The organism is Enterobacter cloacae complex sp. IR5403, assembly GCF_049238705.1.
Lineage (GTDB): Bacteria > Pseudomonadota > Gammaproteobacteria > Enterobacterales > Enterobacteriaceae > Enterobacter > Enterobacter hormaechei_C.
The window spans coordinates 183,974-199,369 of sequence record NZ_JBMKHP010000004.1; the positions used below are offsets into that span (position 1 = coordinate 183,974).

A 15,396-nucleotide genomic window follows, 5' to 3' on the forward strand; every position below is an offset into this window, starting at 1 on the left:
AAAAATTGCCGCCTGCCTGTTTTAGGTTGGACACATGCGTAAAGGAACGTTAAGCAGTGACGCACCCTTCGGGACGTTATTAGGTTATGCGCCGGGTGGCGTGGCGATTTACTCTTCAAATTACGGCAGCCTCGATCCGCGTTGCTACCCGGAAGACGCGGAATTTCGCAGCTATATCGGCAATGAATACATGGGCCATAAATGGCAGTGCGTTGAGTTTGCGCGCCGTTTCCTGTTTCTCAATCACGGGTTTGTCTTTACCGACGTCGGGATGGCGTGGGAGATCTTCTCCCTGCGTTTTTTGCGCCAGGTGGTAAACGACAATATTCTGCCGCTACAGGCCTTTGCCAATGGCTCAAAACGCGCGCCGCAGGCCGGTGCGCTGCTCATCTGGCAAAAGGGCGGTGAGTTTCATGAGACCGGCCACGTCGCCGTCATTACCCAGCTGCTGGATGACAGAGTGCGCATTGCCGAGCAGAACGTTATTCACTCCCCGCTGCCGATGGGGCAGCAGTGGACCCGCGAGCTGCGTCTGAGCGTGGAGGACGGTTGTTATACGCTTCATGACACGTTCAACGATACCGAGATCCTCGGCTGGATGATCCAGACGGAGGAGACGGAACACAGTATTCCTCAGCCGGAGATCGACGGTGAACTATTGAAAATCAGCGGCGCGCGGTTGAAAAATAACCGTCAGTTCGACGGAAAATGGCTCAATGAAAACGACGCCCTGCAACAGGCGTACGTTCGCGCCAACGGCCACGTTATCAACAATGATCCCTGCCAGTACTTCACCATTACCGAAAGCGCCGAGCAGGAGCTGATCAAAGCCACCAACGAACTGCACCTGATGTACCTCCACGCTACCGACAAGGTGCTGAAAGACGACAGCTTACTCGCGCTTTTCGACATCCCGAAAATTCTCTGGCCGCGTCTGCGTCTTTCATGGCAGTGGCGTCGTCACCATATGATCACCGGTCGTATGGATTTCTGCATGGATGAACGCGGCATCAAGGTTTACGAGTACAACGCGGATTCCGCCTCCTGCCATACCGAGGGCGGGCTCATTCTTGAAGAGTGGGTGAAAAACGGCTATCGCGGCACCGGCCACAATCCGGCGGAAGGCTTGCTGGAGGAGTTGACCGGCGCATGGAAGCACAGCCACGCGCGGCCGTTCGTCCATATCATGCAGGACAACGATATCGAAGAGGATTACCACGCGCTCTTTATTCAGCGCTCGCTGATCCAGGCCGGGTTTGAAACCAAAATCCTGCATGGACTGGGGGCGCTGAGCTGGGATGCCGCCGGGCAATTGATTGATGATGAAGGCCGTCACGTCAACTGCGTATGGAAAACCTGGGCGTGGGAAACGGCGATTGAGCAGATCCGCGAGGTGAGCGAAACCGAGTACGCCGCCGTGCCTATCCGCACTGGTCACCCGCAAGGTGAAGTGCGCCTGATTGACGTCCTGCTGCGCCCGGAAGTGCTGGTCTTTGAACCGCTGTGGACGGTGATCCCAGGTAACAAGGCGATCCTGCCGGTGCTGTGGCAGCTGTTCCCGAACCACCGTTACCTGCTGGATACCGATTTTGAGGTCAACGATCTGCTCAAACGGACCGGTTATGCCGTTAAACCGATCGCCGGACGCTGCGGGAGCAATATCGATCTGATCGGCGCCCAGGACGAACTGCTGGACCAGTCCAGCGGCAAGTTTGTTGACCGCAAAAATATCTACCAGCAGCTATGGTGCCTGCCGAAGGTTGACGGCAGATACATTCAGGTCTGCACCTTTACCGTGGGCGGGAACTATGGCGGAACCTGTCTGCGCGGGGATGATTCGCTGGTGGTGAAGAAAGAGAGCGATATTGAACCGCTGATTGTGGTGAAAGATAAGTAACTCATACCTGCAATAAAAAAGCCCCCGCAGGATCTCCTGCCGGGGCTTTTTGTTACTGCTCTTCCTCTTCCTGCTGCTCGCTGATCTTCAAATCAATGATCCGGCCAATCTGGTCATGGTAAACCGTCAGCAGGTTGTACTGGCTCATCTCGGACATAATTTGCGGCGTGACGTTAAAACTTTGGGCAAGCTCGTCATGGCGCAACATTTCCGGATGACGCCGCCGCACATGCGCGCGGCGGCGATTGTACTGATACCACAGGATCAGCAGCCAGCCGTTGAACGCCGCAATCAGCAGATAGACCAGCACCGTATTAAAGGAGGCGATAATTACGTTCCAGCGGTGATCGCTCTCCTCGGTTAACTGCATCCACAGCCTGGCGTACAGGAAAAACAGGAATCCTCCCCAGGCTATCAGCGTTAATGCAGCATCGAAAAGACGCGGCGCCAGCCGATGCTCAGTCAAAATTAACGTATTCTCGTTCATTGAATGCTCCCTTTACCCCGGTCCGGACTGATCCAGCGCGCGCGGGCGCGTTTACGTTTAAGCATGACTTTCGGAAATGCCACGAGGGTGGTAAACAGGCCAATCATCCAGTACACCATCGGGAACCAGATCACCCAGAACAGCGAGCCTGCCACTTTCCGCTCGTAGCGCCGCTCGATATACAAACTGACGAGGAATTGCAGCAGGCACATCACGCCCAGCAGCAGCCCGGTAAACGCCGGGGGAAACAGGCTCGCAACGGCCAGGTTCGCGGGAAGAGGGATAATATGGCTGAGAATGAACAACACCACGGTCGCCCCATAGGCAAACGCCCACAGCGTTGATAGCGCGTACTCAAGAAACAGGGGCCACATGCGATGATGCTCCCAGCGGGCCATCTTGCGCAGGTTAACCAGAAACACCTCTGCACCCCCCTGCGCCCAGCGCAGACGCTGTTTCCACAGCCCCTTTAGCGTCTCCGGCATCAGGATCCAGCACAGTGCCCGCGGCTCGAAAAAGATATCCCAGTGGCGAAGCTGAAGCTTCCAGCTTATGTCGATATCCTCTGTGATCATGTCCGGGCTCCAGTACCCGACATCCGCCAGCGCCTGTCGGCGAAAGGCGGCGATGACGCCGGAGACGGTAAAGACCCGGCCATAGATCCGCTGCGTTCGCTTGATAAGGCCAATAATGGAAGAAAACTCGCCCACCTGAATGCGGCCAATCAGCGTTGAGCGCGTGCGAATACGCGGATTCCCGGTGACGGCCCCAACGTGGGGATACTGAATCAGCGGTGCCACCAGATACGCTGCGGTGTCGCGGTCGAGCAGGGCGTCGCCGTCAATGCAGACCAGCAGATCCCCCCGGGCCGCCGCAGCGCCGGCCTTGAGCGCCACGGCTTTCCCCTGGTTCTCCGCGAGATTAATCACCCGCAGGCGCGGCTGCTCCCGCGCCAGCTGTTGCAGTACCTCCGCCGTGTTATCAGAAGAACCGTCGTTGATGGCGATAACTTCCACATTCCAGTACCGCTGACCCAGCGCGGCGCTTATGGTCTCCCGTGCGTTGCGTTCCTCATTGAAGCAGGGAATAAGAATCGATATTAACGGCTCACCGGCTAAGGCGGGGGCGGGTGTTGCGTTATCCCACGACCAGTGCCGTTCAAGCTGAAACCAGAAATAGAGGCCGCCGGTTACCCAGAGCACGGACATAAACAGCGGCCAGAAAAAGACAAAGTCCAGAATCAGTTCGCCGGTAAACAGCGCGGCTACGCCTAACGGCAGCCCGAATACCAGACACAAAATAGAGAAGGCGATAATGCGATCAGTCATTGTCAGGATACCAGTACGAAGAAAATTCAGGCCTGATACGCGAAATATCAGGTTGGTTGTTGAGGAAGTCGTCGGGGTAATAACCGTAATTTTTGATGCCGTTCAGCTGGAGCACCCGCATCCACTCCACCAGACGTTCATCGGCTACGGCACGCTGCGGTTTCTGCGCCCAGTCCCTGGCCTGTAGCTCAAAAATCGTTTTATTCAGCGCGCCGGGGCGTGCGGCGACGGCTTTGACTAAACGCGTCAGCCAGGCATTGCTCTCTTCTGCCGGGACGGACTCCATCAGCGGCATTGCCATCGGCACCGTCCAGTCGTAGGCCGCCAGAAAATCATCGAGATTTTGCGCAAACCATGCCTCGCTTTCCGGCTCGAGAATGGGTAACGCGAACATGTTCCGCGCGGTTTTGATCTGCGGGCCACGGATGTTTTTCACCGCCTGGCTCAGGGTGCGGGTAAAGCCGATAAGCCGCTGACTCTTCTGCCGGGTCGTGTCCTGCCCGGCATCGTCAACGTCCGTCAGCACCGCATCGTCATGAAATAAGATCCCATTGAAGCTGGCATAGCGGGCCAGATCTTCATAGATCTCCGTCACCTGCTGGCGAACCTGCGGACTCCAGGGGGAGAGCCTGATATAGGGCTCGGCGGCCACGGTCAACGCTCCCGTTTGACGCTCCCGGCGCTGCACGCGCGGCAAGGCTGGACTGAGATCGAAAGAGAGAACCGGCATCCACGCGAAGACTTTCACTCCCGCGCGGGTTTGTAGCTGCCAGGCGACAAAATTGAAGAGATCGGCCCGGACCGGAAGCTGGCGGTTGGGGAAATAGAGTGCGCCGATCCTGCCGTCGCCCCGCGGATCCGAAAACGCCTGGAGAAACACATGGCTGATTTTCATGTCGTAGACCCGCTGAACGAGTTTGTTGATGTTTTTCGTCTGCTGGGCCGGATCGGGATCGTAGACATAATCGAGATCAACATGCATGACGCGCACCGGGTCAAACTCCTGAACGCGGCTAACCGTGTTGGCAAAGGTTTTTATCGACGGATTTCCGGCGATCAGCAGGCGCGGGATGTTGCCGAGGTCGCCCACGTTTCCCAGACCGTCCTCCAGGGTAAAGGCCAGCTGATAGCCCTGTTTCTGGGCGATAGCGAGCGACGTACCGTTGGCAGCCCCATAGGGCCACACCCAGGCACGCGGCGCTTTTCCCGTCACCTGGGTGATTTTATCGGTGACTTTGCGTACGTCTGCGGCGATCCGCTGGTTGAAGTGTTCATCGGTTTCGTAATGCCCCGTCGCGTTATCATAAAAACGGCTGGCGATGGCGGGTTCACGGCTTCTCTGCGGGTTGGCCGGAATGCCGTAATGCGAGGCCCAGGTATGCGAGCCAATCTCAACCAGCGGGGACTGGCTGAGCTCGCGAACCATATCCCAGGTGGCAAAGCGATCGCGGGGCGTCATCAGACCGCCGAAGTTAACTTTTTGATTTTCCGGCGTATCCACCCAGCTGCCCACCGGCGCCCACAGCGCAGGAACGTTCCAGGCCTGAAGCAGGGGCCAGACCCGGGTGTAAAAGCTGCTGTAGCCGTCATCAAAGCTGAGCAAAACGGCTTTCGGCGGCAGCGCTTTTTTCCCTTCATGCGCATCCAGAATGTCCTGCACGCTGATGGCGTGATAGCCGTTGTGCAAAAGCCAGCTTATCTGCTCGTTTAAGGCGCTGGTGCGAACGGAGAGGTAGCGCTGATCGGCGGCATCATCTTCGACGTCGTGGTAGGCCAGAACCAGAAACTGATTCTCCGGCCAGGGTTTGCTGGCCTCCAGCTGCGGCCTCTCTTCAGGGACCATAAAGGAGAGCGGCTGCGCGCAGAGGCTCGCGCTGAGGCAGAGCCAGCCGATGACGATCAGGCTTACAGAAAAACGTGTGTTCAGCATATTCATCCTTAAAAGCGTAAAGTCGCATCTAACGTGACGGAGAGATTGCTCTCGCGTTTGCCGTCGTAAGGGCGCTTATCCCAGTTCAGCATCACGCCAGTATCGACAACGTTGTTCCACTGGATGCGTTGCCCGTAACCCATCAGGGTAATGGCGCCAGGTGACTGATTTTTCTGCCAGTAGCTGCCGCCGCCTGCCACGAACTGCTGGCTCCAGAGGGTCTCGTAGTGGCGGTACATCTCATGGTCAACGGACAGGGCAGCCGTCACGGACAGATCCCGTGCCGGGTTGTAATAGAGCGTATTCCGCAGGCTGTTTTTACTGGCGGCGATCCCCGGTTCGAGATCCATCGTCAGGGTCGGGGTCTGCCAGAGACGCTCTTTCCCAGAGAGGGTGTATTCCTGACGGCGGTTGTGGTCTGAGAAGCGGCTGACGGCGGCGTTGAACTGGTATTCGCGTCGCTCGTTTTGATACCAGCGCACCCCCCCTTCACCCCGGTTGGCGCTGATCCCATTGCGTAATGCCCGTAAGGGTGTCGCGCGTGACAAGCGTTCGAGGTTACCGCTGACCTGCCAGTTATCACTCAGGCTATAGGTTGTTGAGAGCCGTGCGCCCGGCCTGTTTGTGCCGTGATAGCGGTTGCTGGAGAGCTCGGCTTCGAGCGTGAGGTCACGGGGGCGCCACTCAACGCCGCCCAGCAGGTGGCGGCTGATGCCTTTACCTTCGTCGAAATTCCCCTGGGCATAGCGGGTGCCAGCAAACAGCCGCCAGTTATCCGCCACGGGCGGGCCATAGAGCGTGGCGTCCCAGCTCATGTCGTGGCTACCGCTGACGGGGTTATCTGAGTGCAATCCTTTACCCGCGTTCAGACGCAGCTCAGACATATGGTGGACCGCTCTGAGTCTGTCCAGGCGACGGGCGCTGCGATCGGCGGGGGCGCGAGCAATTACGTCATCAGCCAGTAAATCCATCTGGCGCCACTCCTGAAGGTCCATTGCGACGTAAGCCTGCTGTTTTTCAAGCTCCAGATTCGCGGGTTCAAGCGCCTCTGCTTGTTTAAGCTTTTGCTCGGCCGCGCGCGGCAGGCCTCTGGCCTGAAGCAGGGCGGCATAATCAATCTGTAATCCCTGATTTCCCGGCGCCGTTGACGCCAGACGATACGACAGCTTTTCGGCCTCCGGCAGGGCGTTGGTCGCCAGCAAATAGTTAAGTTTGAGGGACTGTCCGGTGAGCCACCGATCGTTCGGCTGAGCGGTCGGGGACCCGAAATCGTAGCGGGTCCAGGGAACGCTGCGGGTCTCGCGCTCAACGTAGCGGCGGGCGGTCTGATACTGCCCCGTATCCAGCCAGGCGTAGAAAAGCGCATGCTCCTCATCCTGCGGATCGGAGGCGTAGTGTGGATAGCGTTGCACAAGCGAGAAGGCGGCGACGGCATTTTTCTCCTGCAAATATGCAGAGATCACCCAGCCGATGGCCCAGTCCGGCACCGGATGCTGGGCGGCCGTCAGCGACTCGTATTCGCTAATGACCTGCCGGTAATCACCCTTCGCATACAGCGCGCCAAGCCGATCGATACGGGCAAGGATGACGTCTTCAGCCGCCTGCGGTTCGTTTTGCCAGCGGGAAAGCAGGGCGTGATAGCGATCTAATGCGTTTTGTGCCAGCCGCAGGCGCTCTTTCTCCGTTCTGCCAGGCACATCCGCCAGGCGTACCCTTTCAGCCGCGGCGTTACGCTCAAGGCGGCGACGCTCCGCGGGAGACATCGCCGCGCTTTGCGACAGCCAGAGTGCGGGCGTGCTTACCCGGTTCTCCGTTAACGCCTCGATCGTCTCGCGAAGAAGGGCATTATTCCCGGGTGCGGCGTTCAGCGCGCGCATGTCCGCCAGCAGCCGGTCCCCGTTTTTTCCCTGGCGCATCCAGACATAGGAGAGCGTCTCAAGGTGCGCAGGAGAAGGATCGTCCTTAACCAGCCGCCGGGCTTCCGAAAGCGCGAGGCGATCTCTGCGGGCATCGGCCAGAGTCTTAACATAGCCGATGCGGTAATCGTCGTTATCCGGCGCAAGGCTGAGCGCCTCTTCCCACAGCGATAAGGCGGATGGCCAGGCTTTTTGGTTTCTTCTGGACTGGGCGACGGCAGCGATGGCGCGAGCGGGCAGCGGCATATAAATACCATAACGCTGCCAGACCCGAATAACCTCGTCATCGCGTCCTGCCCAGGAGGCTACCTGTAACCAGTCCGCAACCTGTCCGGGTGTTAAAGCATGTTGTTGCTCATAGCGCTGTAGGTAATCAAGAAACAGCGCGTAATTACCGTTACGTGCCTGTTGTATCTGATGCTCATAAACGGATTCATCAGCCTGAACCAGAACAGGAAAGAGTAAAAGCAGGAACAATAATATTGTGGTGCGATAAAAGAATAACGTAGTGAAGCTAAGCGATCTTTCCATATCTATTTGCCATTTGTTTATCGTGAATCCATTGCATAACACGGCCGCCTTTTAACTCTGCGTTAAAGGGCATAAAGAAGAACATTAAATCTGAATGATGCTACGTTATGGGGTACTTACTTAAAGGTAATTATGAGTCCTCATCTCAGTGGTCTGATTGGGCTTAATGTACACCCGATGTGTTGGGGGATAAATAAGTTGAAAAGCGGCTGGGAGGTTTTGAGATAATTCTGGAAGAAGTAAGTTTTTTAGATAATTCAGTGCAGGTTTGTTGTTTTTAATTAATTGATATTAAATGATTTTTCTTTCTCTGTTTCCTGTTTTGTTATATTCGAAATGAAGTTCTGCTGAGTTAATTAAAGTACTTTCTGGTGCATGTTTGGGAAGTTTCATGACAAAAATTCTTAATGTTCAGAGAAGTGACTTTTCTGAAATTCTTTTTTATTTATAATTAACGACAGACATTGAGTGATAGTCTGCAAAAAGTCTAGCTCACCAATGTCATATTGAGGGATGATCAAAGCCAGAAAACATTTGCCGTAAATGTAAAGCGCTATAAACGAAAGCGTTCTTGTTTCTTAAGAGGCGGGCTTGCTTTAATCTAAAAGGGATGGTTAGTGGCGACTTCAATAGTGTTAGTGACTCAGGATTGTTTCCTTGTCAGGGGGATGCGGCTATTTTTCCCGGATATAATTTGCCTCAGTTCGATAGACAGAAACATATTTGATACCGACGCAAATGAATATACTGTACTGATTGATAGCCGTACGCCGCTCCGTTTATATGATTACCTGATACGCCATCCGGCCAGAACGAGAAAAACGATCTGCTGCGTTATGCTGGATATGCGTCCTCGAGAGGAGGATCTTCTCAGTATGAAGCTGTTTATGAACACGTCGCTTACGGCTCCGGATATGGCGTCGTTATTCAATCTGGTGCTTGATATGAAAGGCAGGCGTCTGACAACCAAATGGCTGCTTAACTTACGGCTGAGTCGACACGAAGCGATAATGATCCGGTTGCTGAAGGCAGGGAGGTCAATGGAAGAGATTGCAGATAAGCTGAATATGTCGGTTAAAAGCCTCTATCGCAAGCGAACAGTGCTGTCGGAGCGGTTAGGGGCAGGGAACTTCAACGAGGCGTGTTTGTTTATCTTTAAAAACAAACTGCTGGACGCGGTTGGGAACGATCCCTAGCTTCGTCAGAAGCCAAAAGCAGAAACCCGCCACGAGGGCGGGTTCTTTTAATGGAAATAATTCAGAACGACCAGCGCAGATTGGCGTTAACCGAGTTGACGCGGGTATCCGCACCATATTGTCCCTGGTAACCCACATCCAGCGTCGCAGCACGCGACAGCTGTACGCTCACGCCGATATCACCGACCATCACATCCTCATCCACGGCCTGTCCCTGAGTAATGAACGCGTCGCTGCCCGCAAACGCCATGCGCGAAGAGGTATTCTTATCGCCATAGGCGTGCTGCCAGCCCAATGAACCGTAGAGGTTAACGTGCTTCGGCAGCTCGGTCACACCGCGCAACCCGAGTGTCGTGTAGAAGGTGTTCATCGTTTCGTTACGGACGCTCAGCGCAGCGGCACCGCCATCTTCCCTGAAGCTGTCGGTATGAAGCCGGATGTACGATAAATTGACGAACGGCTCAATATTCCTGTCTGGCTGGCCGAAACGGTAGCCCGCTTCGGTGAACGCCAGCAGGGAGTTCGCATCGTAATCTGACTTCAGCCGATCCGAGAAACCGCTGAAATCAACATTGCGCTCGCCTTCGATCTTGTGCCAGGTGTACCCCAGCGCGCCGCGAAGGGAGAACGCATCCTGTTGACCCGCCGCATACAGGCCAAGGTGATAGTTGTCGGTATCCGTTGAGGAGCGACGGCTGTCGACGTCGTAATCACCCCGGCTGTAGCCGAAGTAGCCGCCGACACGCACGTTATGGTCCGCCAGCTTGCGATCTGCCCCCAGCAGGAAGCCGGTGGTGTTGCCGTCCAGCTTGCCCACGTTACCGTCGCCGCTGTTTCGGCTCCATGAACTGAAGGTCTGGCCCCAGACGCCATTGTTTTGCGGCTCCGGCTGCTGCACCAGCGACATGGCTAACGGTGGTATCGGCAGGCTGTCGTTATCAAACGCGCGCTGCATCCGCTGGTTTAACACGTTAAACACCTGCGTGCTGCCAGCGATCAGGTTGGACTGCATTGACGGATAAACTTCCCCAGAAAGCTGGTTGAACGCCTCGCGCGCTTCCGGTGCGCTCAGCAGAAGCAGCGAGTTATACAGCGCCAGCGACGGGCCGCTTTGCGTCAGCGTGGAAAGCGCGCCCGCGGTATTCCACTGGTTGCTGCTTTGGGCCACGGTCTGGAAAATGCCCGGCTTGCCGCTGCCCGGGTTTTCACCGCCAGGATTCTCACCGCCCGGGTTTTCACCTCCGGGGTTTTCACCACCAGGATTCTCACCGCCCGGGTTTTCGCCTCCGGGATTTTCTCCTCCAGGATTCTCGCCACCGGTCTCTTTCTGCGCGATGGTCAGATCGACGGCGTTGGTGCTTTGCTTAAGCGCCACGTCGAGGAAGGCGGATTTGGAGATCGCTCCGGCGAACCCACCGTCGATTCCCCCGTCGGAGGTCAAAATGCGGTAGCTTTGGCCCGTTTTATAGCTGGTTTGCGGATCCAGCGCGGTGACCTGTACCTTAGCCTGATTGCTGATGGTGGTTTTGCCCGATACCAGTAGCTGGTCGCTGCGGCCATCTCCTGCGATATCCACGTCATAGAAGGATTCGCCGATAAAGTTCAGATAGCGTTTCAGCGTCAACGTACCGATATTACCGTCGCCGGGCGAGATATGTCCGCCGGACAGGATCTCGGTCTGGCCCAGCGTCCCGTTGCCGCCCAGCGTGCCGCCGGACTTGATTGACGCGGCACTGCTGTAACCCACCCCGTTGCTGACGTCTGAACCCGCCGTCGCGTTGAGGATCAGCGTACCGCCGTTCTCCGCGCTAAGCGTCTGGACGTCAAAGATATCGTCTTCTGGCTGGGTATTAATATTGCTGGCAATGATGACTTTACCGCCCCGCGCGGTTACGTTCGCCTTGAGTGCGGAAAGATCGCCGTTCAGCGTCGTCTGCCCGGAGGTATTGATCACATCACCTTCACCGCTCATCGTGTTGCTGAAGAGGTAATTTCCGTCGGTATGGTTGAAGTAGACATAGCTGCCGAACAGTCCGCCACGCAGGCTGATTGCCGTCTTGGCATCGAGGGTACCTGCGCCCCCCGCCGTGCCTAGCGTTGGCTCAGTTAAACCCGTGCCGGTGTCCATATTGCCGCGGCTGCCGATAATGAGCGCACCCCGGTTCGAGCCGGAACCCGATGTCCCCACGATCAGCGCATTGCTGCCAGCGGAAAATGAACCGCCGTCAATCACAGACAGCACGCCATTGCCGTAATCGCCCACGCTCACGCTGCTGCCGCTGGTAAAGCGCGAGTCCTTGCCTGCAATAACCAGTTCGGCGGTTTTCCCTGCGCCGGAGACGCCCGCCACCTGCACGCCGCCAACGTTAACCGTTCCGCCGTTCAGCACGTCCAGGTCGCCATAAAGCGTCAACGTACGGCCAACGTTCCACTGTGACCCGCTCCCCGTGACGGTGGCTTTCGGGCTCAGCGTGTCGGTTTCACCCGGTCCGGTACCGTTGCCGATGCGTGCATCGTAAGCGGTGCTGAGCGCCGCGCCGTCTTCAATCGCAAGCGTAGAGCGTGCGCCCAGATCGGTGCCTACGCTGAGAAAATTACTGGTTACACGAGAGCCTGCACCCGTGGCGATAAGGTGGCTGTCGTAGCCGCGGGTGGTGCCGACAACGATCTCCTTTGCGCTCGCCAGCGCGCCCTCTTCGACTCGCAGGGTGCCGAGGCCAAGATTCAGGTCGCCGCGCAGGACGTACCGATCGTTCACCGCGTTAAGCTCAGCGTCTGGCCCACGGACCGTGACCACGCTTTCATAAATTTTGCCGTCGAACAGCCGACCGATATTGATGTTATAGGCGGTGATTTTGCCATTATCGATCAGCAGGTTTCCGCGTTGGTTACGTCCAACATAAACATCTCCGGTGTAACCCAGCGTTTCGGTAATACGCGAGTCGCCATCAAAAAAGGCATCGGCTGCCCGCGCGACATCGGCAGGTAAAAACAGTAACAGCGGCGCGGAAAATAGAGCGAGGTAAAGTCTGGAAAGCGGCGTCTTAACCGCTAAAGAATGCGATGTAGAGTTATTCACGGGCTATCTCCGTACTCATTAGCATGATGTCAGGAACATGGTTTTTATATGAAAACTCAGATACGTCAGATAATGTAAAAGGCGTTATTTATGTACGCCTTTTGATGTGGCGTTAATTATTTATGTGTGACAACTGGTGTACAGGTTGGCGCGCTCAGCGTCGGTGCAGATCCTAAAATTCCCGGCATCATCATTGATGAACAATCGAAAATACGCCCTTTTTCTGTCGTGGCGCGATAAGAGAGTTTTTGTCCTCCCAGTGCGTCCGGCTGGGCGCCATTAACGTTGGATACGGTTATTTCATCCGATGAGCCCAGTCCCAGCATTTTAGCGGTCTCCGCCTGTAGGAGAGGAATAGCCTGATCGGTTTTCAACGTGGAACAACCGGCTAGCATCAACGTAACGGTTAAAACGATTAGTGGTTTTTTCATAAATTATCCTTGATATCCAACCAGTTAATTTCACTGATTGTATTTATGTTTTCTTTTACCCAAATCAGCGAATAATATATTTCTCTTTCCTAATCGAAAAAACCCTCCTAAAGTAGGGTGGGTAGATAATAATTCATCTGTACTCTAAGATATGCGAAGGTAAAAGGAGGCTCCTTTGGGACAGAATTATGCGTTAGTCGTTGATGACCATCCATTGTAGCAAGCGGCATCGCCAATTTTCTGATTACACATTGCCAGTTTAAACAGGCGTGTGTGGTGACGAATGAGGATGATTGCTACCGCCAAATTAGGGATCATGGCCCGCCACGTTTGCTGGTAATCGATTTTTGGCTCTCTTCCGGAACGGCCCTGAAATTACTCAAAGAAGTAAAGCAACTTTACCCACAGGTACGACTCCTGGTGGTCAGCGGGGATGACAATAATGATATCTGGCGCAAAGTTAATGCCGCCGGGGGGCACGGTTTTGTATTGAAAAGCGAGCCACCTGAGATGTTCTCTCGGGCCGTTTTCGCACTCACTGATAATCAGACCTGGTTCCCTGAGGGAAACGAAATTTCCGTTAAGACGAATAATGAGAAGTTAAGTAAATTTAACTTAACGCCGCGACAAATAGACGTGTTAAATATGATTATGCGCGGCCTGCCAAATAAGCGCATCGCCGCGCAGCTTTCAATTTCTGAGCCCACGGTCAAAGAACACATCAGCAATATATTGAAAAAGATAGGCGTTAACAGCCGGGTCGAAGCCATCACGCTTCTGCATGGCAAGCAGGAACCGTCGGAATGAGGTTTTTCCAGAGCTTACAAAATGATGGTATCTCTGCTCCGGCGCAGATCCGTTTGCTAAACAACACCTTTCTGCGGCTGGTATTTAGCTTTAGTGCGGTGCCCTTTGTTGGTATTCCTTTCGCTATCTGGATTTATATGCTTGGGGACGAACTCGGCCCAACGATTATCTGGATAATTATTTATCTGCTATGTGCCGTGGCGATACGACTATTGCACCGACGCTATCAGCGTGAAGCGAAAGAAAACGGTGAAAGGGACGTTCTGCGACGCTGGCTTCCGCGTATTAATAATATCGCCTTTATTCACGGGCTGGGAATTTCATCACTCTATTTAATTACGCCACAGACGCAGAATTTTGACTTTTTCCTGTTACTTAATATCAGCATCGCCGCCATCGTCGCCGCCAATGCGACGCATCTGACGCCTGTCATCAGTACCTTTACGCGTTTTTTCTTCGCCTCCTGGGGGGTGCTGAACCTCGGTATTATCTGGCGGCTGGATGAGTTGATGTTCATCGTGCTCATGCTGAATCTGCTTTACGGCTTCGCAATTTACCGCCATGCGTTAACTTCCCATGCGTTCTTTATTCAGCAAGCGCTGCTTGAGGAAAAAAGCTCACGCCTTGCGGAACAGTTTCGTCAGGCCAAAGAGGACGCGGAGCAGGCACTGCTGGATAAAAATCAGTTTCTGACCACCGCCAGCCACGATCTGCGCCAGCCCGTACACGCAATGGGCTTTCTGATCGAAGCCATCCTCCACCGAAACCGGGACGACAGCCTGACGCCGCAACTCCTTGACCTTCAGCAGAGCGTGCGCTCGGTGCATTTAATGTTCAATTCTCTGCTCGATCTCAGCAAAATAGAATCCGGGAATGTCCTCTCTGCCCCGACCAAAGTGGATATCGGTGCTCTGCTCGACTCGGTCATCACGCTGTTTCGCGAAGAGGCCAACAGCCGCGCGCTTAGGCTGTGCATCCGGCGGCCTAAACGCCATATCTACGTGATGGGCGATCCGCTGCTGGTGCGACAGTCCCTGATTAACCTGATTCAAAACGCCCTTCGCTACACGCTCCAGGGCGGGGTGCTGGTCGCCATCCGACCGCGCGGTGATGAGTGTATGGTGGAGGTGTGGGACACGGGAGTCGGTATCGCCGATGAAGAGAAGGGCAAAATCTTCTCACCTTACTACCGCCCCGAGCTGGCATGGAAGATCGACAGCGCCGGACACGGGCTGGGACTGGCCGTCGTTGCCCGTTGTGCCAAGCTGATGAAGGTGAAATACGGGATGCAATCCATTGAAGGTAAAGGCTCACGCTTCTGGATGCGCTTTACCCAATATGCTGGCGAAGACATCGTGCTGGACACCCCGCCCGCCGCTGATAACACCGCCACGCCGGTACGCTATGCGCCGCTGCACGGTTCCTGCCTGGTCGTCGATGACGACCCGCTGGTGACTTCTGCCTGGGAGAGCCTGATGAGCGTCTGGGGAATCGACGTACGCTGTGCGGCCTCCGCTGAAGAAGCGTTTGCCATCATAGACGACGGCTTTACGCCGTTCGCCGTGCTGTGCGACCAGCGCCTGCGATCCGGCGAAAGCGGCTTCGATATCCTGAAAGCGCTTTTTGAACGTCTGCCGGATATGAGCGGCGCGATAGTCAGCGGCGAATTTAATTCACCGGTTCTGCTGGAGGCGGAGCAGGAGGGGTACCTGGTGCTCCGCAAGCCTCTTGAGCCAGCTAAACTGCATGCGCTGCTGACGCAGTGGTCGGGGTGTCGTTAAGGGAATGCAGAAG

At 55.4% G+C, this 15,396-nt stretch carries 9 protein-coding genes and 1 pseudogene; 4 read left to right on the top strand and 6 right to left on the bottom strand.

Annotated elements, in window-relative coordinates; genetic code table 11:
- Positions 1–34: 34 nt before the first annotated feature.
- Positions 35–1,897, top strand: coding sequence for a bifunctional glutathionylspermidine amidase/synthase (gene gss / locus ACOTW6_RS08040; protein WP_219240992.1), 1,863 nt, complete (start codon positions 35–37; stop codon positions 1,895–1,897).
- 52 nt (positions 1,898–1,949) lie between these two features.
- Here the strand turns inward: gss and pgaD are convergent, their stop codons facing one another.
- From pgaD to pgaA, 4 genes are read right to left on the bottom strand one after another with little or no spacing between them, the layout of a single operon-like run.
- Positions 1,950–2,384, bottom strand: a complete 435-nt coding sequence (pgaD, locus tag ACOTW6_RS08045) for a poly-beta-1,6-N-acetyl-D-glucosamine biosynthesis protein PgaD (RefSeq protein WP_121478577.1) — start codon at positions 2,382–2,384, stop codon at positions 1,950–1,952.
- Positions 2,381–3,712: a poly-beta-1,6-N-acetyl-D-glucosamine synthase gene (pgaC, locus tag ACOTW6_RS08050; RefSeq protein WP_015571860.1), complete on the bottom strand. Its 1,332-nt coding sequence runs from the start codon at positions 3,710–3,712 to the stop codon at positions 2,381–2,383. The genes pgaD and pgaC overlap by 4 nt, the downstream gene beginning before the upstream one ends.
- Positions 3,705–5,642 carry a poly-beta-1,6-N-acetyl-D-glucosamine N-deacetylase PgaB gene (pgaB, locus tag ACOTW6_RS08055; protein WP_121478578.1) on the bottom strand — a complete coding sequence of 646 codons (1,938 nt, stop codon included), beginning with the start codon at positions 5,640–5,642 and terminating at the stop codon, positions 3,705–3,707. The genes pgaC and pgaB overlap by 8 nt, the downstream gene beginning before the upstream one ends.
- 8 nt (positions 5,643–5,650) lie before the next feature.
- On the bottom strand, positions 5,651–8,089 hold the full coding sequence (gene pgaA, locus ACOTW6_RS08060) for a poly-beta-1,6 N-acetyl-D-glucosamine export porin PgaA (protein WP_121478579.1): 2,439 nt from the start codon (positions 8,087–8,089) through the stop codon (positions 5,651–5,653).
- 668 nt (positions 8,090–8,757) lie between these two features.
- Here pgaA and ACOTW6_RS08065 point away from each other — a divergent pair.
- Positions 8,758–9,285, top strand: a complete 528-nt coding sequence (locus ACOTW6_RS08065) for a helix-turn-helix transcriptional regulator (RefSeq protein ID WP_003862459.1) — start codon at positions 8,758–8,760, stop codon at positions 9,283–9,285.
- A gap of 61 nt (positions 9,286–9,346) precedes the next feature.
- On the opposite strand, the gene ACOTW6_RS08070 is transcribed toward ACOTW6_RS08065, so the two are convergent.
- Positions 9,347–12,364, bottom strand: a complete 3,018-nt coding sequence (locus ACOTW6_RS08070; RefSeq protein ID WP_421766240.1) for an autotransporter outer membrane beta-barrel domain-containing protein — start codon at positions 12,362–12,364, stop codon at positions 9,347–9,349.
- A 116-nt stretch (positions 12,365–12,480) separates the two neighbouring features.
- Positions 12,481–12,795 carry a lipoprotein gene (locus tag ACOTW6_RS08075; protein ID WP_017382737.1) on the bottom strand — a complete coding sequence of 105 codons (315 nt, stop codon included), beginning with the start codon at positions 12,793–12,795 and terminating at the stop codon, positions 12,481–12,483.
- Positions 12,796–12,970: 175 nt separating this feature from the next.
- Here ACOTW6_RS08075 and ACOTW6_RS08080 point away from each other — a divergent pair.
- Positions 12,971–13,602, top strand: a pseudogene (locus tag ACOTW6_RS08080) (LuxR C-terminal-related transcriptional regulator).
- The gene (locus tag ACOTW6_RS08085; RefSeq protein WP_213788978.1) at positions 13,599–15,383 is read left to right on the top strand and encodes a hybrid sensor histidine kinase/response regulator; all 1,785 of its coding nucleotides are present in this window, start codon (positions 13,599–13,601) and stop codon (positions 15,381–15,383) included. Before ACOTW6_RS08080 ends, ACOTW6_RS08085 begins: the two are co-directional and overlap by 4 nt.
- Positions 15,384–15,396: the final 13 nt, after the last annotated feature.

Coding starts and splice junctions, on each gene's coding strand:
- gss (WP_219240992.1), top strand. CDS start 35: ATGCGTAAAGGAACGTTAAGCAGTGACGCACCCTTCGGGACGTTATTA.
- pgaD (WP_121478577.1), bottom strand. CDS start 2,384: ATGAACGAGAATACGTTAATTTTGACTGAGCATCGGCTGGCGCCGCGT.
- pgaC (WP_015571860.1), bottom strand. CDS start 3,712: ATGACTGATCGCATTATCGCCTTCTCTATTTTGTGTCTGGTATTCGGG.
- pgaB (WP_121478578.1), bottom strand. CDS start 5,642: ATGCTGAACACACGTTTTTCTGTAAGCCTGATCGTCATCGGCTGGCTC.
- pgaA (WP_121478579.1), bottom strand. CDS start 8,089: ATGGAAAGATCGCTTAGCTTCACTACGTTATTCTTTTATCGCACCACA.
- ACOTW6_RS08065 (WP_003862459.1), top strand. CDS start 8,758: ATGCGGCTATTTTTCCCGGATATAATTTGCCTCAGTTCGATAGACAGA.
- ACOTW6_RS08075 (WP_017382737.1), bottom strand. CDS start 12,795: ATGAAAAAACCACTAATCGTTTTAACCGTTACGTTGATGCTAGCCGGT.
- ACOTW6_RS08085 (WP_213788978.1), top strand. CDS start 13,599: ATGAGGTTTTTCCAGAGCTTACAAAATGATGGTATCTCTGCTCCGGCG.